At 72.6% G+C, this 21,750-nt stretch carries 20 protein-coding genes and 1 tRNA gene; 11 read left to right on the forward strand and 10 right to left on the reverse strand.

Features of this window, described 5'->3' with window-relative positions; translation table 11 throughout:
* Window positions 1-127 precede the first annotated feature (127 nt).
* On the forward strand, window positions 128-1,825 hold the full coding sequence (gene paaN, locus ESG85_RS06530; RefSeq protein WP_128977081.1) for a phenylacetic acid degradation protein PaaN: 1,698 nt from the start codon (window positions 128-130) through the stop codon (window positions 1,823-1,825).
* 67 nt (window positions 1,826-1,892) lie between these two features.
* Here the strand turns inward: paaN and ESG85_RS06535 are convergent, their stop codons facing one another.
* The 3 genes from ESG85_RS06535 to ESG85_RS06545 are packed head-to-tail and all read right to left on the reverse strand — an operon-like array spanning window position 1,893 to window position 4,512.
* Complete coding sequence (locus ESG85_RS06535) at window positions 1,893-2,552, reverse strand: TrmH family RNA methyltransferase (protein WP_128977082.1); 660 nt, start codon at window positions 2,550-2,552, stop codon at window positions 1,893-1,895.
* The gene (locus ESG85_RS06540; protein WP_246094841.1) at window positions 2,549-3,859 is read right to left on the reverse strand and encodes an HTTM domain-containing protein; all 1,311 of its coding nucleotides are present in this window, start codon (window positions 3,857-3,859) and stop codon (window positions 2,549-2,551) included. Before ESG85_RS06540 ends, ESG85_RS06535 begins: the two co-directional genes overlap by 4 nt.
* Window positions 3,856-4,512, reverse strand: a complete 657-nt coding sequence (locus ESG85_RS06545) for a DUF5819 family protein (RefSeq protein WP_374050294.1) — start codon at window positions 4,510-4,512, stop codon at window positions 3,856-3,858. Before ESG85_RS06545 ends, ESG85_RS06540 begins: the two co-directional genes overlap by 4 nt.
* Before the next feature lie 663 nt (window positions 4,513-5,175).
* Between ESG85_RS06545 and paaA the strand changes: the two genes are divergently transcribed.
* The 6 genes from paaA (at window position 5,176) to ESG85_RS06575 (ending at window position 10,194) form a co-directional block, all read left to right on the forward strand.
* Complete coding sequence (paaA, locus tag ESG85_RS06550) at window positions 5,176-6,234, forward strand: 1,2-phenylacetyl-CoA epoxidase subunit PaaA (protein WP_128977084.1); 1,059 nt, start codon at window positions 5,176-5,178, stop codon at window positions 6,232-6,234.
* Window positions 6,231-6,518 (forward strand): 1,2-phenylacetyl-CoA epoxidase subunit PaaB, encoded by a 288-nt coding sequence (gene paaB / locus ESG85_RS06555; RefSeq protein ID WP_128977085.1) that lies wholly within the window; start codon window positions 6,231-6,233, stop codon window positions 6,516-6,518. The genes paaA and paaB overlap by 4 nt, the downstream gene beginning before the upstream one ends.
* The gene (gene paaC / locus ESG85_RS06560; RefSeq protein WP_128977086.1) at window positions 6,515-7,261 is read left to right on the forward strand and encodes a 1,2-phenylacetyl-CoA epoxidase subunit PaaC; all 747 of its coding nucleotides are present in this window, start codon (window positions 6,515-6,517) and stop codon (window positions 7,259-7,261) included. Before paaB ends, paaC begins: the two co-directional genes overlap by 4 nt.
* Window positions 7,255-7,770, forward strand: coding sequence for a 1,2-phenylacetyl-CoA epoxidase subunit PaaD (gene paaD, locus ESG85_RS06565; protein ID WP_128977087.1), 516 nt, complete (start codon window positions 7,255-7,257; stop codon window positions 7,768-7,770). The genes paaC and paaD overlap by 7 nt, the downstream gene beginning before the upstream one ends.
* Window positions 7,771-8,868, forward strand: coding sequence for a 2Fe-2S iron-sulfur cluster-binding protein (locus ESG85_RS06570; RefSeq protein WP_128977088.1), 1,098 nt, complete (start codon window positions 7,771-7,773; stop codon window positions 8,866-8,868). It begins immediately after the preceding gene.
* A 192-nt stretch (window positions 8,869-9,060) separates the two neighbouring features.
* The gene (locus ESG85_RS06575; protein WP_128977089.1) at window positions 9,061-10,194 is read left to right on the forward strand and encodes an acyl-CoA dehydrogenase family protein; all 1,134 of its coding nucleotides are present in this window, start codon (window positions 9,061-9,063) and stop codon (window positions 10,192-10,194) included.
* A 19-nt stretch (window positions 10,195-10,213) separates the two neighbouring features.
* Here ESG85_RS06575 and ESG85_RS06580 read toward each other — a convergent pair whose 3' ends face one another.
* The 4 genes from ESG85_RS06580 to ESG85_RS06595 form a co-directional block, all read right to left on the reverse strand.
* Window positions 10,214-10,558: a rhodanese-like domain-containing protein gene (locus ESG85_RS06580; protein ID WP_128977090.1), complete on the reverse strand. Its 345-nt coding sequence runs from the start codon at window positions 10,556-10,558 to the stop codon at window positions 10,214-10,216.
* 220 nt (window positions 10,559-10,778) lie between these two features.
* Entirely contained in the window at window positions 10,779-11,684 is a 906-nt protein-coding gene (locus tag ESG85_RS06585) for a J domain-containing protein (RefSeq protein ID WP_374050409.1), read from the reverse strand.
* Between the two features lie 92 nt (window positions 11,685-11,776).
* A complete protein-coding gene (locus ESG85_RS06590; RefSeq protein ID WP_128977091.1) occupies window positions 11,777-13,162 on the reverse strand; it encodes a DUF2252 domain-containing protein in 1,386 nt (461 codons plus the stop codon).
* Window positions 13,163-13,579: 417 nt separating this feature from the next.
* Window positions 13,580-14,701: an ABC-2 transporter permease gene (locus ESG85_RS06595; protein WP_128977113.1), complete on the reverse strand. Its 1,122-nt coding sequence runs from the start codon at window positions 14,699-14,701 to the stop codon at window positions 13,580-13,582.
* Window positions 14,702-14,791: 90 nt separating this feature from the next.
* Between ESG85_RS06595 and ESG85_RS06600 the strand changes: the two genes are divergently transcribed.
* Window positions 14,792-15,271 (forward strand): MarR family winged helix-turn-helix transcriptional regulator, encoded by a 480-nt coding sequence (locus ESG85_RS06600; protein ID WP_128977092.1) that lies wholly within the window; start codon window positions 14,792-14,794, stop codon window positions 15,269-15,271.
* 30 nt (window positions 15,272-15,301) lie between these two features.
* Here the strand turns inward: ESG85_RS06600 and ESG85_RS06605 are convergent, their stop codons facing one another.
* The 3 genes from ESG85_RS06605 to ESG85_RS06615 form a co-directional block, all read right to left on the reverse strand.
* Window positions 15,302-15,964: a response regulator transcription factor gene (locus ESG85_RS06605; protein WP_128977093.1), complete on the reverse strand. Its 663-nt coding sequence runs from the start codon at window positions 15,962-15,964 to the stop codon at window positions 15,302-15,304.
* A 170-nt stretch (window positions 15,965-16,134) separates the two neighbouring features.
* A complete protein-coding gene (locus ESG85_RS06610; protein ID WP_128977114.1) occupies window positions 16,135-17,877 on the reverse strand; it encodes a sensor histidine kinase in 1,743 nt (580 codons plus the stop codon).
* 343 nt (window positions 17,878-18,220) lie between these two features.
* Window positions 18,221-18,307: transfer RNA gene (locus ESG85_RS06615), tRNA-Leu, on the reverse strand.
* A 366-nt stretch (window positions 18,308-18,673) separates the two neighbouring features.
* On the opposite strand from ESG85_RS06615, the gene ESG85_RS06620 reads away from it, so the two are divergent.
* The 3 genes from ESG85_RS06620 (at window position 18,674) to ESG85_RS06630 (ending at window position 21,737) form a co-directional block, all read left to right on the forward strand.
* On the forward strand, window positions 18,674-19,540 hold the full coding sequence (locus tag ESG85_RS06620; protein WP_128977094.1) for an FHA domain-containing protein: 867 nt from the start codon (window positions 18,674-18,676) through the stop codon (window positions 19,538-19,540).
* A gap of 10 nt (window positions 19,541-19,550) precedes the next feature.
* The gene (locus ESG85_RS06625; protein WP_128977095.1) at window positions 19,551-20,075 is read left to right on the forward strand and encodes an FHA domain-containing protein FhaB/FipA; all 525 of its coding nucleotides are present in this window, start codon (window positions 19,551-19,553) and stop codon (window positions 20,073-20,075) included.
* Window positions 20,076-20,252: 177 nt separating this feature from the next.
* A complete protein-coding gene (locus ESG85_RS06630) occupies window positions 20,253-21,737 on the forward strand; it encodes a PP2C family protein-serine/threonine phosphatase (protein ID WP_128977096.1) in 1,485 nt (494 codons plus the stop codon).
* The last annotated feature ends 13 nt before the right edge of the window (window positions 21,738-21,750 follow it).

Raw genomic sequence — 21,750 nt, forward strand, 5'->3', positions numbered from 1 at the left:
CATAGGACTGATCCTCCCCGATGGGTTCTCCACAGGATCGCCGGACCCCCTTGTCCCGACCGATCGTTCGGTTACTCTAACTCCGTACGCGTCTCCCTGCCCAGCTCGACGAGGAGTTGGTCCATCCATGGCCACCGCTCAGCTGACCACCGACCGTCTGGCCGAGAAGCACCGGTCCACACTCGATCAGGCGCTCTCCACCATCCGCACCCGCGCCTACTGGTCCCCGCACCCGGAGCACCCGAAGGCCTACGGGGAGAACGGCTCGCTGGACGCCGCCGCCGGTCTCGCCGCCTACCAGGACCTGCTCGGCAAGCGCTTCGAGCTCGACCAGCCCGGCACGGACGGCTGGACCGGCGGCGAGACCTCGCCGTACGGCCCGTCCCTGGGCGTCGAGTACCCGCACGCCGACATCGACGTGCTGCTCCCCGCGATGCGCGCCGGCATGGCCGCCTGGCGTGACGCCGGCCCCGAGACCCGCGCCCTGGTGTGCCTGGAGATCCTCGCCCGGATCTCCGCCCGCACCCACGAGTTCGCCCACGCCGTCATGCACACCAGCGGCCAGGCGTTCATGATGGCGTTCCAGGCCGGCGGCCCGCACGCCCAGGACCGCGGCCTGGAGGCCGTGGCGTACGCCTACGAGGAGCAGACCCGCACCCCGGCCGGCCGCGCCGCCTGGTCGAAGCCGCAGGGCAAGCGCGACCCGCTGGAGCTGAGCAAGGAGTTCACCCCGGTCGCCCGCGGCATCGCGCTCATGATCGGCTGCAACACCTTCCCGACCTGGAACGGCTACCCGGGCCTGTTCGCCTCCCTGGCCACCGGCAACCCGGTCCTCGTCAAGCCGCACCCGCGCGCGGTCCTCCCGCTGGCCCTGACCGTACGGGTCGCCCGCGAGGTGCTCGCCGAGGCCGGCTTCGACCCCAACCTGGTCGCGCTGGCCGTGGAGCGGCCGGGCGAGGGCATCGCCAAGACCCTGGCGGTCCGCCCCGAGATCAAGATCATCGACTACACCGGCTCGACCGCCTTCGGCGACTGGCTGGAGGCCAACGCCCGCCAGGCCCAGGTCTACACGGAGAAGGCCGGCGTCAACACGGTCGTCGTCGACTCCACCGGCGACTACAAGGGCATGCTCGGCAACCTGGCCTTCTCGCTGTCCCTCTACAGCGGCCAGATGTGCACCACCCCGCAGAACCTGCTGATCCCCCGCGACGGCATCACCACCGACCAGGGCCCGAAGACGTACGACGAGGTCGTGGCCGACCTCGCGGCGGCCGTCGGCGGTCTGCTCGGCGACGACGCCCGGGCGAACGCGCTGCTCGGCGCCCTCGTCAACCCGGACGTCAAGGCCCGCCTTGAGGCCGCCGCCGGCCTGGGCGAGGTGGCGCTCGCCTCCCGCGAGGTGACGAACCCGGACTTCCCGGAGGCCGTCGTCCGCACCCCGGTCATCGTCAAGCTCGACGGCTCCAAGCCGGACGCCGAGGCCGCCTACTTCTCGGAGTGCTTCGGCCCCGTCGCCTTCGCCGTCTCCGTCGACTCCACCGGCGACGCCCTGGAGCTGCTGCGCCGCACGGTCCGCGAGAAGGGCGCGATGACGGTCGGCGCGTACACCACCTCGCCGGACACCGAGCGCGCCGTCGAGGAGGTCTGCCTGGAGGAGTCCGCCCAGCTCTCCCTGAACCTCACCGGCGGTGTCTACGTCAACCAGACCGCCGCCTTCTCCGACTTCCACGGCTCCGGCGGCAACCCCGCCGCCAACGCGGCCCTGTGCGACGGCGCGTTCGTCTCCAACCGCTTCCGCGTGGTGGAGGTCCGCCGCCAGTCCTGACGGGAAGACCGAGCCGTCCCCGGCCCCCCAGTGAGGGCCGGGGACGGGGCGCCAGCGCCGGGGCGCGTCAGGTGATCTCGGCGTGCCTCTGCACCCAGGCGTGCATCGCGACCGCGGCCGCCGCACCCGCGTTGATCGACCGCGTCGAACCGAACTGGGCGATCGAGCAGACCATCGCCGCGTGCTTGCGCGCCTCCTCCGTGAGGCCCGGGCCCTCCTGGCCGAAGAGCAGCACGCACCGGCGCGGCAGCACCGTCCGTTCCAGCGGCACCGAACCGGGCAGGTTGTCGATGCCGATGATCGGCAGGTCCTCCGCCGCCGCCCACGCGGTCAGCGCCTCCGTGTCCGGGTGGTGCCGCACGTGCTGGTAGCGGTCGGTGACCATGGCCCCGCGCCGGTTCCAGCGCCGCCGCCCGACGATGTGGATCTCCTTCGCCAGGAAGGCGTTGGCCGTCCGCACCACCGAGCCGATGTTGAAGTCGTGGCCCCAGTTCTCCACCGCCACGTGGAAGTCGTGGCGCCGGGTGTCCAGGTCCGCGACGATCGCCTCGCGCGTCCAGTACCGGTAGCGGTCGACGACGTTGCGCCGGTCGCCGCCGGCCAGCAGCTCGCGGTCGTAGTGCTCGCCTTCCGGCCACGGCCGCGGATGCGGACCGACGCCGATCTCGGGGCCGTAGCCCTCGTCGTACTGGACCGGCTCGGCCGGCTGCTCTTCGGTGGTGCTCACCCGACGAGGGTACGGGGGCTCACCCCGTCACCCGAACGGCTCGGCGGGGTGACCTTGGCGTCCTCGCCCTGCCCCCGCCCGTCGCCCGTACGGCCACCCGTGCCGTCGCCGCCGTCGAGACCGGCGTCGCGGCGCGTGCCGAGCAGCCGGTCACGGCCGCGCGCCGCCCGCGCGCCCAGCCACACCAGGAACGCCGTCGGCAGGAAGACCGCGTCCGCGGCGATCATCGCCATCGAGAAGAACGGCAGCCCGAGCAGCAGCGCGATCCCGGCGTGCTCCAGCATCATCGCCGCGAGCAGTACGTTCTTGACCCTGCGGTTGAACAGCGTGAAGGGGAAGGCGACCTGCACGATCACGGTGCCGTAGGTCAGCAGCAGCACCATCATCGCGCTCGATCCCAGCAGGTCGGACAGGGCCGGCCAGGGGGAGAAGTAGTCGAGCTTCAGCGGGAAGTAGAGCGCGGATCCGTCCTGCCAGCGCGAGCCCTGCACCTTGTACCAGCCGGCCGTGGCGTAGATCAGACACACCTCCGCCATGATCACGACGAGCGTGGCGTTGTGCGCGAGATTGGCGAGGACGTCCAGCAGGGTGCGCGGCTCGCCGGGAGCGAACCGGCACACCAGCCACCACAGCCCGTGCCCGAGCCACAGCACCCAGAACATCACCAGCAGCCACCACTCCCCGGTGACGCCGGAGAAGTAGGTGGCGGCGAGCAGGAAACCGCCGAGGACCGTCCACAGCGCCGGCCCGGCGAACCCGCCGCCGTCGACGGCATCGCCCTCGCCGCGCGCACGCGCGCGTGCGCGGGCCCGGGCCGCGCGCCGGGCGTCGAGCGACCAGACCTGTCCGCAGCGGGTGAGGACGAGATAGACGGCCATGAGGTGGACGACGTTGTCGCCGCCGTCGCCCATGAAGATGGACCGGTTCTGCAGGGACAGCACGCCGGCCATGAAGACCACGGAGACGGCGCGGGTGTGCCAGCCGAGGAGCAGCAGGACGGCGGAGAGCACGGCGAGGCCGTAGACGACCTCGAACCACAGCCGTCCGTCCGACCACATCAGCGCGGTGAAGGAGCGGTTGTCGGCGATCAGCTGCCGGCCCATCTCCCACGACCACGGGCCGTCCGGCCCGTACAGCTCCAGCCTGTGGGGCCACTCGCGCAGCAGGAACAGCAGCCAGGTGCAGGAGAAGCCGATCCGGACGATCGCGGTCTGGTAGGGGCCGAGGGAGTGCGCCGTGACCTTCTGGACGGCGGCGGCGAGCCGCCGGTCGAACGGCACGCGGGGGGCGACGGGCGTCTGGCTCATCGGGCTGCCTCCGTACCGGCCTGGGCCTCGGTGCTGCTCGCGGCGGTCGCGCCGGGCCGGTCCGCGGCGGTGACGCGCCACCAGGGGTAGGTGCGGAACGACGGCTCGGTGTTGATCTTCTCGGCGCTCCAGGCCGGGGCCGGCACGGGCCGGGTGGCCGAGCGCAGCTGGATCTTCCGGACGGTGCCGCCGAGCGCCCGCTCGTCGAGGCGCAGCATGACGATACGGCGCATGTACTGCTCCGAGAGCCGGCCGCGCATCCCGTTGGGGCGCTGGTCGTCGGTGTGGGTGTTGAGGAAGAAGTCCCAGGCCCGGCGCAGCTCGTTCTGCTCCGTGTGGCTGGGCATCGGGTTGCCGCGGATCTGTGCGATGTCCTGCCCGGTGAGGTCGGTCCAGCCGGTGGTCGTCCGGGTGCCGTCCGGGCGGGAGAGCTCGGCACGGACCTGGACGGCGATGTTCTGCTGGAGCGGGTTGGGGGCGAAGAGCTTCCAGTTCTGCTCGAACTCGGGGTAGACCCAGTCGTCGACGGCCTCGCCGTGCTGCTTGGTCAGCGTGTTGGAGGGCGCGACGTGCAGGAAGACCATCGCGAGGTGGACGCAGGCGAGGACGCCGACGACGGCGAGCGCGACGGCCGCGACGACCTGGTAGGGCATGGAGAGGGCCCCGATCCCGCCTCGCGCGGCACCGGCGTCGCCGGGAGGGACGGGGGCGGCGGCGACACCGTCCTCGGCCGAGGGCGCGTATGCGGACGCTTCGGCTTCGGACGCTTCGGCTTCGGACGTCCCGGCTCCGGTCATTTCGGGTCCGGAGGCTTCGTCTGCGGATGCTTCGGCCCCGGATGGCTCGGCCCCGGACGCTTCGGCTTCGAAGTCTCCGGAACCGGACGCTCCCTCTTCGAGGCCTCCGGCACCGGTCCCGGGCTCGTGCCCGCCGGCGCCGGCGCCGGACCGGGGGTCGACCTCGTCGGCGGCCCCGGGCTCCGCGGCATCGGCGGCCCCGGGCTCCGCGGCGCCGGCGGCAGCCACACTCGAATCGGCCTCGTCGGCCGCTCCGGCCCCGTCGGCCTCCCGTTCGGCCCCGGTCGGACCGTCCCCGGACCGGCCCGCCTCGCGGCGGTCGGCGCCTTGTCGATCGGCCTCTGCCACCCGCTCGGGCGAACCGCCCGGACCGGGTGTGATCCCGCCCCCGCCGTCGTACGAGTCCATCGCGCCCCGCTCCCGCTTGCCCTCAGCAGTTATCCACAGGGTTGACACCATACGGGCCGCCGAACGACCATTGAAGCAATTCAACCGAACGATCGGTCGGTAGGGGGTCCGATGACCACAGGTACGGCAGAGACGACAGCGACAGAGGGCATGACGGCGAGCCAGGCTGCCCTCGAAGCGGTGTTCGACGCCGCCGTGGCCGCCGACGAGCGCATCGAGCCCCGCGACTGGATGCCCGACGCGTACCGCGCCGGCCTCGTCCGCCAGATCGCACAGCACGCGCACTCCGAGATCATCGGCATGCAGCCCGAGGCCAACTGGATCACCCGCGCGCCGTCCCTGCGGCGCAAGGCGATCCTCATGGCCAAGGTCCAGGACGAGGCCGGCCACGGCCTGTACCTGTACAGCGCGGCCGAGACCCTCGGCACCAGCCGCGACGAGCTCCTCGACAAGCTCCACTCCGGCCGCCAGAAGTACTCGTCGATCTTCAACTACCCGACGCTGACCTGGGCCGACGTCGGCGCCATCGGCTGGCTCGTGGACGGTGCCGCGATCACCAACCAGGTCCCGCTCTGCCGCTGCTCCTACGGACCGTACGCCCGCGCGATGGTCCGGGTCTGCAAGGAGGAGTCCTTCCACCAGCGGCAGGGCTACGAGGCGCTGCTCGCCCTCTCGCGCGGCACCGAGGCGCAGCACGCGATGGCCCAGGACGCGGTCGACCGCTGGTGGTGGCCCTCGCTGATGATGTTCGGCCCGCCGGACGACGAGTCGACCCACTCGGCGCAGGCGATGGCGTGGAAGATCAAGCGCCACTCCAACGACGAGCTGCGCCAGCGTTTCGTCGACATCGCGGCCCCGCAGGCCGAAAGCCTGGGCCTCACCCTCCCGGACCCCGACCTGAAGTGGAACGAGGAGCGCGGGCACTACGACTTCGGCCCCATCGACTGGGACGAGTTCTGGAACGTCCTCAAGGGCAACGGCCCCTGCAACGAGCAGCGGCTGAGCAAGCGCCGCAAGGCGCACGAGGACGGCGCCTGGGTCAGGGAAGCCGCCGCGGCCTACGCCGGGAAGCACGACGGCAGGCACGGCAACGACAACCACGGCCGGGACGACGCCCACGGCCGTCACGACGAGCAGCACACGCACACGCACGGGGAGGCAGGGGCATGACCACCGACGGATGGCCGCTGTGGGAGGTGTTCGTGCGCTCGCGCCGCGGACTGTCCCACACCCACGCCGGCAGCCTGCACGCGCCGGACGCCGAGATGGCCCTGCGCAACGCCCGCGACCTCTACACCCGCCGCATGGAGGGCGTCTCGATCTGGGTCGTCCCCTCCACGGCGATCACCGCCTCGTCGCCCGACGAGAAGGACCCCTTCTTCGAGCCGTCCGCCGACAAGCCCTACCGGCACCCCACCTTCTACGAGATCCCGGACGGGGTGAAGCACCTGTGACCGCCCGGACCACCACCGGCGACGCCGGCGCCACGACCGTCCCGGCCGCCACGCTCGCCCTCGGCGACGACGCCCTCGTCCTCGCCCAGCGCCTGGGGGAGTGGGCGGGCGGCGCGCCGGTCCTCGAAGAAGAGGTCGCCCTCGCCAACATCGCGCTCGACCTCCTCGGCCAGGCCCGCGTCCTGCTCTCCCTCGTCGGCGACGAGGACGAGCTCGCGTACCTCCGCGAGGAGCGCGCCTTCCGCAACTGCCAGCTCGTGGAACAGCCCAACGGCGACTTCGCCCACACCATCGCCCGGCAGCTGTACTTCTCCACCTACCAGCACCTGCTGTACCGCCGACTGGCCGCCGGCGACAGCCCGCTCGCCGGACTCGCCGCCAAGGCCGTCAAGGAAGTCGCCTACCACCAGGACCACGCCGAACACTGGACGCTGCGCCTCGGCGACGGCACCGAGGAAAGCCACCGGCGCATGCAGGCCGCCTGCGACGCCCTGTGGCGCTACACCGGCGAGCTGTTCCAGCCGCTCGACGGCCTCGACCTCGACACCGAGGCCATGGAACGCGCCTGGCTCGACTCGGTCACCGCGGTCCTCGGCCGGGCCACCCTCACCGTCCCGCCCGGACCGCGCACCGGCGCCTGGTCCGCCGGCGCCGGCCGCCAGGGACTCCACACCGAGTCCTTCGGCCGCATGCTCGCCGAGATGCAGCACCTCCACCGCAGCCACCCGGGGGCGTCATGGTGACCGGCTCACCGACCACGGCCCCCACGCCGCTCGAAGAGGAACTCGCCCGGATCGCCGGCGCCGTCCTCGACCCCGAGCTGCCCGTCCTCACCCTCGCCGAACTCGGCGTGCTCCGCGGCGTCCACGTCCACGGCCCCGGCCGCGTCGAGGTCGAACTCACCCCGACCTACACCGGCTGCCCGGCCGTCGAGGCGATGTCGACCGACATCGAGAACGCCCTCCACGACCACGGCATCCCCGACGTCTCCGTCGTCACCGTCCTCAGCCCCGCCTGGTCGACCGACGACATCAGCGAGGAAGGCCGCCGCAAGCTCGCCGAGTTCGGCATCGCCCCGCCCCGCCCGCAAGGACCGGCCGGCGGACCGATACCGCTCACCCTGGCGATCCGCTGCCCCCACTGCGGATCCACCGACACCGAGCTCCTCAGCCGCTTCTCCTCCACCGCGTGCAAGGCACTGCGCCGCTGCGCCGCCTGCCGCGAACCGTTCGACCACTTCAAGGAGTTGTAGATGCCGTCGACGCCGTCCTCGACCGCCGGACGGGCCGGGTTCCATCCGCTCCGCGTGAGCGAGGTCGAGCAGCTCACCGATGACTCCGTGGCCGTCACCTTCGCGGTACCGCCCGAGCTCGGCGAGGCCTACCGCCACGCGCCCGGCCAGCACCTCGCCCTGCGCCGCCTCGGCCCCGGCGGCGAGGAGATCCGCCGCACCTACTCGATCTGCGCACCGGCCGCCGCCGAAGGCGAGACGCCCGTCCTGCGGGTCGGCATCCGCCTCGTCGAAGGCGGCGAGTTCTCCACGTACGCCCTCAAGGAACTCGCCGTCGGCGACACCGTCGAGGTCATGGAACCCATGGGGCGCTTCGTCCTCGAACCCCGCCCCGGGCACTTCGCCGCCGTCGTCGGCGGCAGCGGCATCACGCCGGTGCTGTCCATGGCCGCGACGCTGCTCGCCCGCGAACCCGAGGCCCGGTTCTGCCTGGTCCGCAGCGACCGCACCGCGTCGTCCACGATGTTCCTCGACGAGGTCGCCGACCTCAAGGACCGCTACCCCGACCGGTTCCAGCTGGTCACCGTGCTCTCCCGCGAGGAACAGCAGGCCGGTCTCCCCTCCGGTCGGCTCGACGAGGAACGGCTCAGGACCCTGCTGCCCGCGCTGCTGCCCGTCGGCGAGATCGACGGCTGGTTCCTGTGCGGCCCCTTCGGCCTGGTGCAGAACACCGAGCGCGTCCTGCGCGACCTCGGCGTCCCCCGCACCCGCGTCCACCAGGAGATCTTCCACGTCGACGACGGCTCCGCTCCCGCCCCGGCGCCTTCGGCGGACGCCCCCGCCCACGCCACGCTGACCGCCACCCTCCACGGCCGGTCCGGCAACTGGCCCGTCCAGCAGGGCGAAACGCTCCTCGACACCGTGCTCCGCGCCCGGGCGGACGCCCCGTACGCCTGCAAGGGCGGCGTGTGCGGCACCTGCCGCGCGTTCCTCGTCTCCGGCGAGGTGCGGATGGACCGCAACTTCGCCCTGGAACCCGAGGAGACCGACGCCGGCTACGTCCTGGCCTGCCAGTCCCACCCCGCCACCCCGGACGTGGAACTCGACTTCGACCGCTGACCCGGCGGACCGGGGTCCGTCCGGCCGCGATCACCGGACAGATCCCGCGGACGGCCGCGCCGTCGCACCGGACATGGGCGGGCACGCCCGGGCACCACGCCCGACGTGCCCGCCCATTCCCATCCACTGGAACCTGTTCTATCTTGACGGCCCGTCACATCCCAGCGGGGCAAGGCCGAAAGGGACAGGACCGTGGACTTCACCTTCACCGAAGAACAACAAGCGGCCGCCGAAACCGCCAAGGCCGTCTTCGCCGACGTCCCACCCGACGCCGTACCCAGCCCCGCCCTCACCCACGGCGCCGTCGCCGACGACCTCGACCGCGCCCTCTGGGCCCGCCTCGCCGACACCGACCTGCTCGGCCTCGTCCTCGACCCGGCCCACGGCGGCGCCGGACTCGACCCCATCGCCCTCTGCCTCGTCCTGCGGGAATCCGCCCGCGCCCTCGCCCGCGTCCCCCTCCTCGAGACCAGCGCGGTCGCCCTCACCCTCCAGCGCTACGGCCCCGCCGGCACCGCCGCCGACCTGCTCCTCCGCGTCACCCGCGGCGAACTCGTCCTCACCGCCGCCGTCCACGGCCGCACCGGCCACGACCCGGCACCCCTCGCCGTCACCGCCCGGCGCGACCACGACGGCTGGACCCTTGCCGGCCGGACCAGCGCCGTCCCCTGGGCCCACCAGGCCGACCGCATCGCCGTGCCCGCCCACACCCCCGACGGACACACCGTCCTCGCCCTGCTCCCCCGCACCCGCACCGGCCTCACCCTCACCGACCAGTACGGCACCCACGGCGAACGCCTCGCCGTACTCCACCTCGACGACGTCCGCCTCGACGGCACCGACGTCATCGACACCGAAGGCGCCTGGGAATGGCTCCACGGCCTCCTCGCCACCGGAACCTGCGCCCTCGCCCTCGGGCTCGGCGAACAGGTCCTCACCATGACCAGCCAGTACACCGGCAAGCGCGAACAGTTCGGCCACCCCGTGGCCACCTTCCAGGCCGTCGCCGTCCAGGCCGCCGACCGCTACATCGACCTGCGCGCCATGGAAGTCACCCTCTGGCAGGCCGCCTGGCGCCTCACCGCCGACACCGCCGGACCCCTGCCCGCTGCCGCGGACATCGCCGTGGCCAAGATCTGGGCCTCAGAAGGCGTACGCCGCGTCGTCCAGACCGCCCAGCACCTCCACGGCGGCTTCGGCGCGGACACCGACTACCCGCTGCACCGCTACCACGCCTGGGCCAAGCACCTCGAACTCGCCCTCGGCCCCGCGGCCCAGCACGAAGAAGCACTCGGCGACCTCCTCGCCATCCACTCCCTCGGCTGAACCACGCCGCACCCGCGCCCTACAGCACGTAGGCGGGGCTCCCGTCGTCCGTCACCATCGGGCGCCCCGCGCCGTCCCACGCGAGCATCCCGCCGTCGACGTTCACCGCGTCGATCCCCTGGCGCACCAGATACTGCGTGACCTGCGCCGATCGGCCGCCCACCCGGCACACCACGAAAGCCCGCCGCCCGTCGGCCACGGCCTCCGTCACCTCACCGAACCGCGCCACGAAATCACTCATCGGAACGTGCAGCGCACCCTCCACATGACCGGCCGCCCATTCGTCGTCCTCACGGACGTCCAGCACCAGGGCATCCGCCGGCACGGAAGCCACGTCGACCGTCGGCAGCGGGGCGAAATTCATGAACGTGGCCTTCTCTTCCGAAACTCCGCGCCCGACGGGCGCACCTCACTCGAACCTACTGCACCAGCCCCACACACCGGACCCACCGGCCCAGACGTCCAGACGCCCAGACGCCCAGACGCCCAGACGCCCAGACGCCCAGGACAGGATCGGCCGCACCAGACGTACGAGGCCGGACCCGCCGCGCCACGCCTGCCGCACCCGAGCTACCGCACCCGAGCTACCGCACCAGCGCCGCGAGCTCCGCCTCACGCTCCGCGACCTGCGCGAGCAGCTGCTCCGCGATCTCCTCCAGCAGACGATCCGGATCGTCCGGCGCCATCCGCAGCATCGCGCCGATGGCGCTCTCCTCCAGATCCCGCGCCACCAGCGACAGCATCTCCTTGCGCCGCGCAAGCCACTCCAGCCGCGCGTACAGCTCCTCGGCCTCGCTCCGCCGCGCCTCGGGCACCGGACCGGCCGCCCACTCCGCCGACAGCTCCCGCAGCAGCGCCTCGTCACCACGCGCGTAGGCCGCGTTCACCCGCGTGATGAACTCCTCGCGCCGCTTCCGCTCGTCCTCGTCCCGCGCCAGATCCGGATGGGCCTGCCGCGCCAGATCGCGGTACAGCTTGCGGACCTCGTCCGACGGCCGGACCCGCTTCGGCGGCTGCACCGGCCGGTCCGTCAGCATGGCCGCCGCCTCCGCCGAAAGCCCGTCGGAGTCCACCCACTCGTGGAACAGCTCCTCCACCCCGGGCATCGGCAGGACCGCCGCACGCGCCTCCTGCGCACGCCGCAGATCCTCCGGATCCCCGGTCCGCGCGGCCCGCGCCTCCGCGATCTCCGCGTCCAGCTCGTCGAGACGCGCGTACATCGGGCCCAGCCTCTGGTGATGCAGCCGGGAGAAGTTCTCCACCTCGACCCGGAAGGTCTCCACCGCGATCTCGAACTCGATCAGCGCCTGCTCGGCCACCCGCACCGCCTGGTCAAGCCGAGCCTCAGGCCGCTCGCCCTCAGCCCCGCCGCCCGGCTCCCGGCCCGACTGACCCGCGGCCGCACCGCCCGCCGGCGCGTGCGCCTGCTCGCCCTCGGTCCCACCGACCGGCTCGCCGGAACCGCCGGCCACGTCCTGGTCCCCGCTCACGTCCACGCCCGTCCACGTCCTCGTTCCGGCTCGTCCTCCCCAGCCTACGGTCCCGCCCGCACCCCGTCGGGGGCTCCCCGGGCATCGCCCGGTCAGACGCCCGGTTCGGCGGCCATGCGGCCGGTGCGGATGGCCGTGACGAGGTCGGTGTGGTCCGCGGTGGTGCGATCGGCGTAGGCGACGGCGAAGGAGGCGACGGCCTCGTCGAGCTCCTCGTTCTTGCCGCAGTAGCCGGCTATCAGTCGCGGGTCCGCGCTGTGCGCGTGGGCGCGGGCGAGCAGGGCCCCGGTCATGCGGCCGTAGTCGTCGACCTGGTCGGCGCTGAGGGCGGCGGGGTCGACGCTGCCCTTGCGGTTGCGGAACTGGCGGACCTGGAAGGGCCGTCCCTCGACCGTGGTCCAGCCGAGCAGGCTGTCGCTGACGACCTGCATCCGCTTCTGTCCGAGGACCACCCGACGACCCTCGTGCCCGGTTTCGGGCAGCGGGAAGCCGACGGCGGGGAGGTACGGCAGCAGCGCCGAGGGGCGGGCCTCCTTGACCTGGAGGACCAGCGGCTCGCCCCGGTGGTCGAGCAGCAGCACCACGTACGACCGGGTGCCGACACTGCCGGTGCCGACGACGCGGAAGGCCACGTCGTGTATCGCGTAGCGGGCGAGCAGCGGCAGGCGGTCCTCGGAGACGGTCGCCAGGTACGGGCCGAGGGAGGCGGCGACGGCCGCCGCCTCCGCGTCCCCGACGCGGCGCAGTACCGGAGGCGCGTCGACGAAACGACGGCCGCCGCCTTCCTCGTCCGGCACGCTCTCGGTGGAGCGGGCGGCGAAACGGGCGCTGGTGTTGTTGCGGGCCTTCGCGGAGACCCGTTCGAGGGTGCCTATGAGGTCGCGGGCGTCGGTGTGGGAGACGAGCTCCTCGTCGGCGATGGCGTTCCAGGCGTCGAGGGCGGGGAGCCGGGCGAGGAGACGCATGGTGCGCCGGTAGGCGCCGACGGTGTCGAAGGCGGCGGCCCGGCAGGTGTCCTCGTCGGCGCCGACCTCGCGGCCGGCGAGGACGAGGGAGGTGGCGAGCCGCTTGAGGTCCCATTCCCAGGGGCCGACGACGGTCTCGTCGAAGTCGTTGAGGTCCATGACGAGCCGGCCCCGGGCATCGCCGTAGAGGCCGAAGTTGGCGGCGTGGGCGTCACCGCAGAGCTGGGCGGCGATGCCGGTGACGGGGGAGCCGGCGAGGTCGTGGGCCATGAGTCCGGCCGAACCGCGGAGGAAGGCGAACGGGCTCGCCGACATCCTGCCGACCCGGATCGGCGTGAGTTCGGGTACGCGGCCCCGGTTGGACTCCTCGACGGCGCGGACGGCGTCGGGTCTGCCGGGGGCCGGGGTGAGCGCGGCGTGTGCGGTGCGGGGGAGGCGGTTGCGCAGTTCCTTGCCCCACTGCCTGGCGGTGACCGCGGCCCCGTCGGTGGTGCGGCGGACGAATCCGGGCACGAAGGGGACGCGGGCCGGGGCCGGGACCGAGGTCGGGGCCGGGGCCGGGACCGAGGTCGGGGCCGGGGCCGGGACCGAGGTCGGAACCGGGGCCGGGACCGAGGCCGGGGCGGGGAGGGGGACGGCGACAGGGACAAGGGGCGTGCCCGCCGCCGTGTCGTCGCGTGGTCCCGGTACCGCTGTCCTGGTGTCGTCCATCGGACGTCCTCCCCCGTCGTTCGCCGTTCCGCGCGCGCCCCACCGCTTCCTCCCGCGGCATGGCGCGCCTGTGCCGTACTGCGTCGAGCGGGTCGAGTCGTGGCCCGATGCCAACATCAACTTCGTCGACTGGGCATGACGGTACCGCCGGAGCCTCAAGCCCGTCGCCCCCTGTGGACAACGACCTGTGGACAACTCCGCATCCGCTCCCGGTGACGGTCAGACCCCCACGGCTTCCGCCATCTCCTCCTCTGCCTCTGCCTCTGCATCTGCCTCTGCTTTCGCCTCCGCCTCCTTGGCCCCCTCCGCCTTCGTCTCCTCCGCCATCGCGTCCCTGACCGCCCTCCCGTCCTCGCGGCAGGTCTCCGTGATGCCGGCGGTGATCGTCAGTGCGACACCCGCGAGGAACCAGAGCGTCAGGACGAGGACGTTGCCGCCGAGGGCGTGGCCGTCGAAGTAGACGTGGTCGCGGACGCCCTCGACGAATCCGGCGCCGTTCCAGAAGGCGTGCAGGGACCCGAAGAAGCCGGGCTGGAGTTCGGGGCGGTAGATGCCGCCGGAGCTGGTGAAGTTCAGCATCACGAACAGCACCATCACGCCGAGGGTGGTCCAGCGCTTGAGGAAGGTGTGCAGGCCGACGCCGATCAGCAGGATGCCGGCGCTGTACAGCCAGGACAGGGCCCAGACGCCGCCCAGGCCCTGGTCCACGAGGTGGAAGAGGGGGCCGGCGAAGACGGTGCCGACGAGGCTGACGACGAACGACATACCCGCGGCGAGCAGGGCCCTGATGCGCATGGGCAGGACGGCGCCGGCGCCGCCGAGTACGGCGACGGAGGCGTAGGAGCCGATGCTGAGGGCGACGAGGAGGAAGAAGACGCCCTGGCCGGTGGGGTCGCCGGAGGAGACGGGGGCGACGTCGGTGACCTTGAGGGGCTCGCCCTCGGCGGCGGCGACCTTGGTGAAGACCTTCTCGACGGCCATGGCGCTGGTGTCGGAAGAGGCGGAGGCGACCAGCAGTTCGGGGCCGCGACCGGCGGTGCCGGGGAGGTAGGCGCCGAAGCTGGACCGCTCGCGCAGGGCGGTGGTGGCGGTCGCGCGGTCCGGGACGGTACGGACGTCGAGGGCGCCGGCGCCCTTGTCCTGGAGGGTCTGCGCGAGGACCTGGACCGACGGCCCGGAGCCGACGACGTCGACGCGCAGGCCGTGGGGTTCGGGGGCGTGGAAGGCGCCGAGGTAGGCGAGGCCCATGCCGACGCACATCAGCAGGGGTGTGAGCAGGTGCCCGAGGACGTGGCGAAGTGCTCCCTTGGTGGTCGGTCCTGCGGACACCGGAACCTCCATGGTTGGCATTTACAACTACATAACCGTTGTACTATACAACTGAAGGGTGGGACCGACCAGCGGACCACCCGCGGCACCAGGGAGCGCACCATGAGCGACGGCGCGCGGGAGACGTCCCTCGACACGATCCAGCGTGAGCTGACGGCCTTCGCCCGCCGGGCGCGCGCCGCGGCGGCGCGGCTCCACCCGGAGCTGCCGCTGGTCTCGTACACGCTCCTGGCCCACATCGACGACCGGCAGGGCTGCCGGGCCACGGATCTCGCGGCCCACTACCTGCTGGACAAGTCGACGGTCAGCCGTCAGATCGCGGCCCTGGAGAAGATGGGTCTGGTCGAACGGCGCCCCGACCCCGACGACCACCGCGTGCAGGTGCTGCACCCCACCGACGCGGGCACCCGGCTGCTCGCCTCGACGCAGGCCAGCCGGCTCGCCGCGTACGAGGAGCGCCTCAAGGACTGGTCGGCCGAGGACCTGGCCGCGTTCGCGGGCTACCTCCTGCGCTACAACGCCACCGGCGACACGGGGCCCCCCGCCCCGATCGGGGAGTCCTGGCCCAAGCCCCGGCCCTGACCCGCCGCCCGAGCATCGCCGGCTGGCGGCCTACAGACCGGCGTCCCTCGCCAGCAGGGCCGCCTGAACCCTGTTCTCGCAGCCCAGCTTGGACAGGATGCGGCTCACGTACGTCTTCACCGTGGCCTCGCTCATGTGCAGCCGCCGGCCGGCGTCGGCGTTGGACAGTCCTTCACCGAGCAGCGCGAGCACCTCGCGTTCCCGCTCGCTCAGCGCGGTCAGTCGCGCCCGCGCCTCCTCCGCGCGGGCGGCCTCACGGCCGGAGGCGAGCCGCTCCACGACGTGCCGGGTGGCCGCGGGTGAGAGATAGGCGTCGCCCGCCGCCGCTGCCCGTACGGCCCGGATCAGCTCGGCCGGTGCGGTGTCCTTGAGCAGGAAGCCGGCCCCGCCGTGCTCCAGGGCCCGCAGGACGTTCTCCCGCTCGCCGAACGTCGTCAGGACGATCACCCGGGCCGCCGGGGCGGCCCGCCGCAGCTCCGGCAGGGCGGAGAGCCCGTCGAGGACGGGCATCTGGATGTCGAGCAGGACGACGTCCGCCGCGTGGGCGCGCGCCAGGTCGACGGCCTCGCGGCCGTTGGTCGCCTCGGCGACGACCTCGATCTCCGGATCCGAGGTGAGGATCATGCGGATGCCGGCCCGGATCAGGGGCTCGTCGTCGGCGATGACGACCTTGATCCGCCGTGCCCCCGACACCGCCCCCGCCCGCGACACCGCCCCGGGAACCGGCCCCGGTGCCGACACCGCCCCCGCCTCCGTTCCCGGCGCCGCCCCCGGTCCCGGGTCCGCCCCCGGACCCGCCTCCGGTCCTGTTCCTGCCCCGCCCACTCCCACTCCCCAACGGCCCGGCCCTGCGCGAGCGCGAGCTAGCGCACGACCTCGTACGACTTTTTCTCGATCAGCTTGCCGTCCTTGAAGCAGAACCGGAAAACCGGCTCCTTGTCGAAGTCGTCGCTCGTCTCCGAGCTCATCAGGACCAGGCACGACGACCCCTCGGGCTCCGCCGGGCCCTTCCCGTGCAGGCCGGCGGTGGCGATCGTGTCACCCGAAGGGAGGCTGTCCCGCACCTTGCGCTCGCTGTCGCCGACCTTGACCGCGTCGTACTGTCCGGGGTCGACCATTCCCTTCGACACCGAACCCATCAGGAACCAGAGGCCGAAGCCCGCCGCCACGAGCAGCAGCACCAGCGCGGCGACGGCTATCCCGCAGCCGATCGCTATCCCGCCGCCCGTGCTCCTGCCCCTGCCCGCCTGCATCGCCATCGCCAGCTCCCGTTCGGCCACCGTCCAGTCGGACGGTCCGACCGCGACCCGACCACGGTCGCCGCGTCGGGGCCTCTTCCACTGCTGCCGGAAGTCGTCGGCCGCATCGACGAAAGGCGCGACCTGCGGTACCGCGTGCGGACCCCTCTGCTCCCCGTACGGCGCTCCGTACGGGTCCGTCCGCGGCGCGGCGTACGGGTCCACGTACGGCGCGGCCTCCACCGCCCCGTACGGCAGGACCCCGGCGACCCGGAAGCCGCCGCCGTCCGCGGGGCCCGCGTGGACGATGCCGCCGACGAGGCGGGCCCGCTCGTGCAGCCCGGGCAGGCCCTGGCCGCCGCTGACGACGCCGGAAGGGACCTCGGCCGGCTCCTCGTTGAGCACCTCGACGACGAAGGCGTCCGGCTCGTACCGCACTTCGACGGTGATCGGGGCGCCCGGCGCGTGCTTGTAGGCGTTGGTGAGGCCTTCCTGGACGATGCGGTACGCGGCGTGGTCGACGGCCGGCGCGAGCGCCCGGGTCTCGCCGCGCCGGTTCAGACCGATCGCGGTGCCCGCGGCGCGGGCGGCCGTGACCAGCCCCTCGATGCCGGCGGTCCCCCGCGCAGCCCGCCCGGTCTCGTCGCCCGGCCGCGTCAGGGCGGCGCCCTGGCCGCCCCGGTCGCCGTCGTCCGGCGCCTCCACCCCGTCACGGAGGATGCCGACGACCTCCCGCAGCTCGTGCATGGCGTCCATGGACGCGCCGCGCAGCACGGCGACCACCTCGCGCTGGCGGTCGGTCAGGTGCGGGTCCACCTCCAGCGCCCCGGTGTGCACGGAGATCAGGGCCAGCTGGTGGCCGAGGCTGTCGTGCATGTCCTGCGCGATCCGCTGCCGTTCCCGCATCCTGGCCTGGCCCACGAGCATCGCCCGCTCCCGCAGCAGCTGCACGTTGCGCTCCTGGAGGGCGTGGAGCAGGGTCCTGCGCTGGGTCCAGTAGCGGTGGGCGAGACCGGGCGCGAGCGTCGTGGCGAGGAAGTACAGCGTCGAGAAGAAGGCGAGCGTGAGCAGCCGCTGCTGCTGCCAGGCCTCGACGGCGGTGCTCGCGACGTTCAGCACGTACGCCGTGGTGAACGCGGCCAGTGCCCGCTCGACGCCCGCGACATAGCGTCCGGCGGACCAGCCGACGAGTATCAGCAGGGCGAGGAAGCCGGGAAGGAACGGCGCGAGGCCGGAGGTGAGGACGAGCACCGTCGCGGGCAGGCGGCGGCGCAGCAGCGACAGACCGGCCGCGGCCGTGGCGACGGCGGCGAGCGTCCAGCCTTCGCCGCCCACGAGGTCCTCGGTGCCGGCGGCCAGCAGCGCCATGACGACGGCGAGCACCAGCTCGCCCGCGGTCCTGCGCCGCGACCACTGTCCGGGCACCGCGAACCAGCGCCACCCGTCGCGGAGCAGCACCGTCAGCCGCGTGCCGACCGTCCGGATCTTGGTAGGAGCTTCCACGCCGGCACGATAGGCCCGGGTTCCGTGCGCTCGCTGTCCTCTTTCGTCTCGCCCGGCCGCGACGATGGTCGCCTGTCCGTGCGTCACCACGAGCTGCCGCGAGCCGCCTTCGAGTGGTCTACCTCACACCCGGCGGTGCATGCACACCACCGCGAGGAGACCAACGCAAAACGGTCGGCATCGTGATCACGATGCCGACCGTCTCGACTGGTGCGCGAGGGGGGAGTTGAACCCCCACGCCCTTTCGGGCACTGGAACCTGAATCCAGCGCGTCTGCCTATTCCGCCACCCGCGCATTGGGTGGTCTCCCGGCTCTCTCACCTTTCGGTTCGTTCGCCTGGCGACATCTGAAGATTAGCACGCTGCAGGCGGTGGATTCACATCCGTTGTTTCGTCCCCTCCCCGGCGGACGAGGAGAGAGGAGGGGAAAGAGGAGGGGAAGGAGGACGGGGAGGGGAGCGAGGGGGAAGGAGTGAAGGACGGCACCTCCTGCTCCGCTCCCGGGTGCGGGACACTGTCCACAGGCCGCCTCTACGATCCGTGGGGAAGGTCTGTGAGAGGTGACACTCGTCCACAGGGCAGAGAAGGGGAACCAGCCGATTTCCCGACGCGTGGATACGATCAGTAAGCAGTACGACGACAACGACGGAGGAGGTGCCCCATGGGAGTCCTGAAGCGGTTCGAGCAGCGACTCGAAGGTCTGGTCAACGGCACCTTCGCCAAGGTCTTCAAGTCCGAGGTCCAGCCCGTCGAGATCGCCGGCGCCCTCCAGCGCGAGTGCGACAACAACGCGACGATCTGGAACCGCGAGCGGACGGTCGTCCCCAACGACTTCATCGTGGAGCTGAGCGCGCCGGACTACGAGCGCCTCAGCCCCTACTCGGGCCAGCTCGGCGATGAGCTCGCCGGCCTGGTCAGGGACTACGCGAAGCAGCAGCGGTACACCTTCATGGGCCCGATCAAGGTCCACCTGGAGAAGGCCGACGACCTCGACACCGGTCTGTACCGGGTGCGCAGCCGCACGCTCGCGTCGAGTTCGTCACAGCCGCAGCCGCCCGCTCCGGGCGGATACCCGGCCGGACCGCAGAGCGGCCAGCAGCCGCCCCGCGGTGGTTACGGGTATCCCCCGGCCGGTGCCCCGCCGATGCCCGCGGCCCCGCCGCCGGGCGCCCCGGCCATGCCCGGGCACCGTCCGACGGCGCCCGCCGCGGGCCGACCCGGCGGGCCCGCGACGTCCGGCGGCGGCCAGATCCGCCGCTGGATCGAGATCAACGGCACCCGCCACCAGATTTCCCGCCCGACCCTGGTCCTCGGACGCAGCACCGACGCGGACGTGAGGATCGACGATCCCGGCGTCTCCCGCCGGCACTGCGAGATCCGGACCGGAACGCCCTCGACGATCGCGGATCTCGGGTCCACCAACGGCATCGTGGTGGACGGGCAGCACACCACCCGCGCTACGCTCCGCGACGGCTCGCGGATCGTCGTGGGCAGCACCACCATCGTTTACCGGCAAGCCGAAGGGTGAAGCGGGGGCAATGTCAGAGCTGACCCTGACGGTCATGCGGCTGGGTTTCCTGGCCGTTCTGTGGCTGTTCGTCATCGTGGCCGTCCAGGTCATCCGCAGCGATCTGTTCGGCACGCGGGTCACCCAGCGCGGTTCGCGCCGGCAGGACGCGCGCCCGCAGCAGAGCGGGCGGCAGGCCGCCGCACCGCCACAGCAGCGGGGCGGCCAGCAGGCCGCGCCCGCGGGTCGGCAGCGCCGCGGCGCCCCGACCAAGCTCGTCGTCTCCGAGGGCACCCTCACCGGCACGACGGTCGCCCTGCAGGGCCAGACCATCACGCTGGGCCGGGCGCACGACTCGACGATCGTGCTGGACGACGACTACGCCTCCAGCCGGCACGCCAGGATCTACCCGGACCGGGACGGTCAGTGGATCGTCGAGGACCTCGGGTCCACCAACGGCACGTATCTCGACCGGACCCGCCTCACCACCGCGACACCGATTCCGCTCGGCGCGCCGATCCGCATCGGCAAGACCGTCATCGAGCTGCGGAAGTAGTACGAACATGAGCGAGCGGAGCGAGCGCGCCGGGGCGGTCCCCACGACGGACCGCCCTGAGGACCGCGCGGCAGCCCGGGCAAGGGGCCGGGGCGGGTACGGGCTCCCGACCGGAGGGTGGGCAGTGTGGCTCGAGACCGGCGGCAACCCGACACGGCGCCGACAGGGCAGGTGGGCATGAGTCTGTCACTGCGTTTCGCCGCGGGCTCGCACAAGGGCATGATCCGCGAGGGCAACGAGGACTCGGGCTACGCCGGTCCGCGGCTGCTCGCGATCGCCGACGGCATGGGCGGCCAGGCCGCCGGCGAGGTCGCCTCGTCCGAGGTGATCTCCTCCCTGGTGACGCTCGACGACGACGTCCCCGGCTCGGACATCCTCACGTCGCTCAGCACGGCCGTGCAGCGCGCCAACGACCAGCTGCGAGTGATGGTCGACGAGGACCAGCGCCTCGAAGGCATGGGCACGACGCTCACCGCCCTGCTGTGGACGGGCCAGCGCCTCGGCCTGGTGCACGTCGGCGACTCCCGCGCGTACCTGCTGCGCGACGGCGTCCTCACGCAGATCACGCAGGACCACACCTGGGTGCAACGGCTCGTCGACGAGGGCCGGATCACGCAGGAGGAGGCGACGACCCATCCGCAGCGGTCGCTGCTGATGCGGGTGCTCAGCGGTGACCCCGTCGAGCCCGACCTGTCGATCCGCGAGGTGCGGGCCGGCGACCGCTACCTGGTGTGCTCCGACGGCCTGTCCGGGGTCGTGTCGCACCAGACGCTGGAGGAGACCCTCGCCAGCTACCAGGGCCCGCAGGAGACCGTGCAGGAGCTGATCCAGCTCGCGCTGCGCGGCGGCGGCCCGGACAACATCACGGTGATCGTCGCCGACGTCCTCGACGTCGACGGCGGCGACACCCTCGCGGGTCACCTCTCCGACACCCCGATGATCGTGGGCGCGGTCGCCGAGAACCAGGTGCAGCCGCACGACGGCGGTGCCATGCACACGCCCGCGGGCCGCGCCTCCGGGCTCGGCCGCCCCGCGCCGCACCAGCAGCCTCCGTCCGGCGGCTTCGGCCCGCCCGGAAGCGGCGACGACCACGGCTACGGCGGGATGCCGCCGCAGGGCTCCTTCGGGTCGTACACCGAGGACGACTTCGTGAAGCCGCGCACCGGCCTCAAGTGGCTGAAGCGCTCCTTCTTCATCCTCCTCGCGCTCGCCGTGCTCGGCGGCGGCCTGTACGGCGGCTGGCGCTGGACGCAGACCCAGTACTTCGTGGGCTCGAACGACGAGCACGTGGCGCTCTACCGGGGCATCAGCCAGGACCTGGCGTGGCTGAAGCTGTCGGAGGTCGAGAAGGACCACCCCGAGATCGAACTCAAGTACCTGCCGGCGTACCAGCGCAAGCAGGTGGAGGACACGATCGCGGGCGGCAGCCTCGGCAAGGCGCAGACGAAGATCGCCGAGCTGGCGCTGCAGGCCTCGGCCTGCAAGAAGCAGGAACAGCGTCAGAAGGCCGCCGCGGAGGCCGCCGACAAGGCGAGCACGCCGCCGCCGTCCACGGACGGTGCCGCCGCGCCGGACAAGAAGCCCACCACAGCCGCGCCGTCCCCTGGACCGACCCTGTCGGCGGAGGAGCAGAAGCTGGCCTCGAACTGCGGCAAGCAGTAAGCAGACCCGTAGG

This window comes from Streptomyces roseicoloratus (genome assembly GCF_004117935.1).
Classification (GTDB): Bacteria; Actinomycetota; Actinomycetes; order Streptomycetales; family Streptomycetaceae; genus Streptomyces; species Streptomyces roseicoloratus.

What these genes read in the sequence shown, in the direction of transcription:
- ESG85_RS06570 (WP_128977088.1), top strand. Translation starts at nt 7,771, where the DNA reads ATGCCGTCGACGCCGTCCTCGACCGCCGGACGGGCCGGGTTCCATCCG.
- ESG85_RS06545 (WP_374050294.1), bottom strand. Translation starts at nt 4,512, where the DNA reads ATGCCCTACCAGGTCGTCGCGGCCGTCGCGCTCGCCGTCGTCGGCGTC.
- ESG85_RS06610 (WP_128977114.1), bottom strand. Translation starts at nt 17,877, where the DNA reads ATGGCGCTGCTGGCCGCCGGCACCGAGGACCTCGTGGGCGGCGAAGGC.
- ESG85_RS06580 (WP_128977090.1), bottom strand. Translation starts at nt 10,558, where the DNA reads ATGAATTTCGCCCCGCTGCCGACGGTCGACGTGGCTTCCGTGCCGGCG.
- paaD (WP_128977087.1), top strand. Translation starts at nt 7,255, where the DNA reads ATGGTGACCGGCTCACCGACCACGGCCCCCACGCCGCTCGAAGAGGAA.
- ESG85_RS06620 (WP_128977094.1), top strand. Translation starts at nt 18,674, where the DNA reads ATGGGAGTCCTGAAGCGGTTCGAGCAGCGACTCGAAGGTCTGGTCAAC.
- ESG85_RS06600 (WP_128977092.1), top strand. Translation starts at nt 14,792, where the DNA reads ATGAGCGACGGCGCGCGGGAGACGTCCCTCGACACGATCCAGCGTGAG.
- ESG85_RS06595 (WP_128977113.1), bottom strand. Translation starts at nt 14,701, where the DNA reads ATGGAGGTTCCGGTGTCCGCAGGACCGACCACCAAGGGAGCACTTCGC.
- paaA (WP_128977084.1), top strand. Translation starts at nt 5,176, where the DNA reads ATGACCACAGGTACGGCAGAGACGACAGCGACAGAGGGCATGACGGCG.
- paaB (WP_128977085.1), top strand. Translation starts at nt 6,231, where the DNA reads ATGACCACCGACGGATGGCCGCTGTGGGAGGTGTTCGTGCGCTCGCGC.
- ESG85_RS06540 (WP_246094841.1), bottom strand. Translation starts at nt 3,859, where the DNA reads ATGAGCCAGACGCCCGTCGCCCCCCGCGTGCCGTTCGACCGGCGGCTC.
- ESG85_RS06625 (WP_128977095.1), top strand. Translation starts at nt 19,551, where the DNA reads ATGTCAGAGCTGACCCTGACGGTCATGCGGCTGGGTTTCCTGGCCGTT.
- ESG85_RS06630 (WP_128977096.1), top strand. Translation starts at nt 20,253, where the DNA reads ATGAGTCTGTCACTGCGTTTCGCCGCGGGCTCGCACAAGGGCATGATC.
- paaN (WP_128977081.1), top strand. Translation starts at nt 128, where the DNA reads ATGGCCACCGCTCAGCTGACCACCGACCGTCTGGCCGAGAAGCACCGG.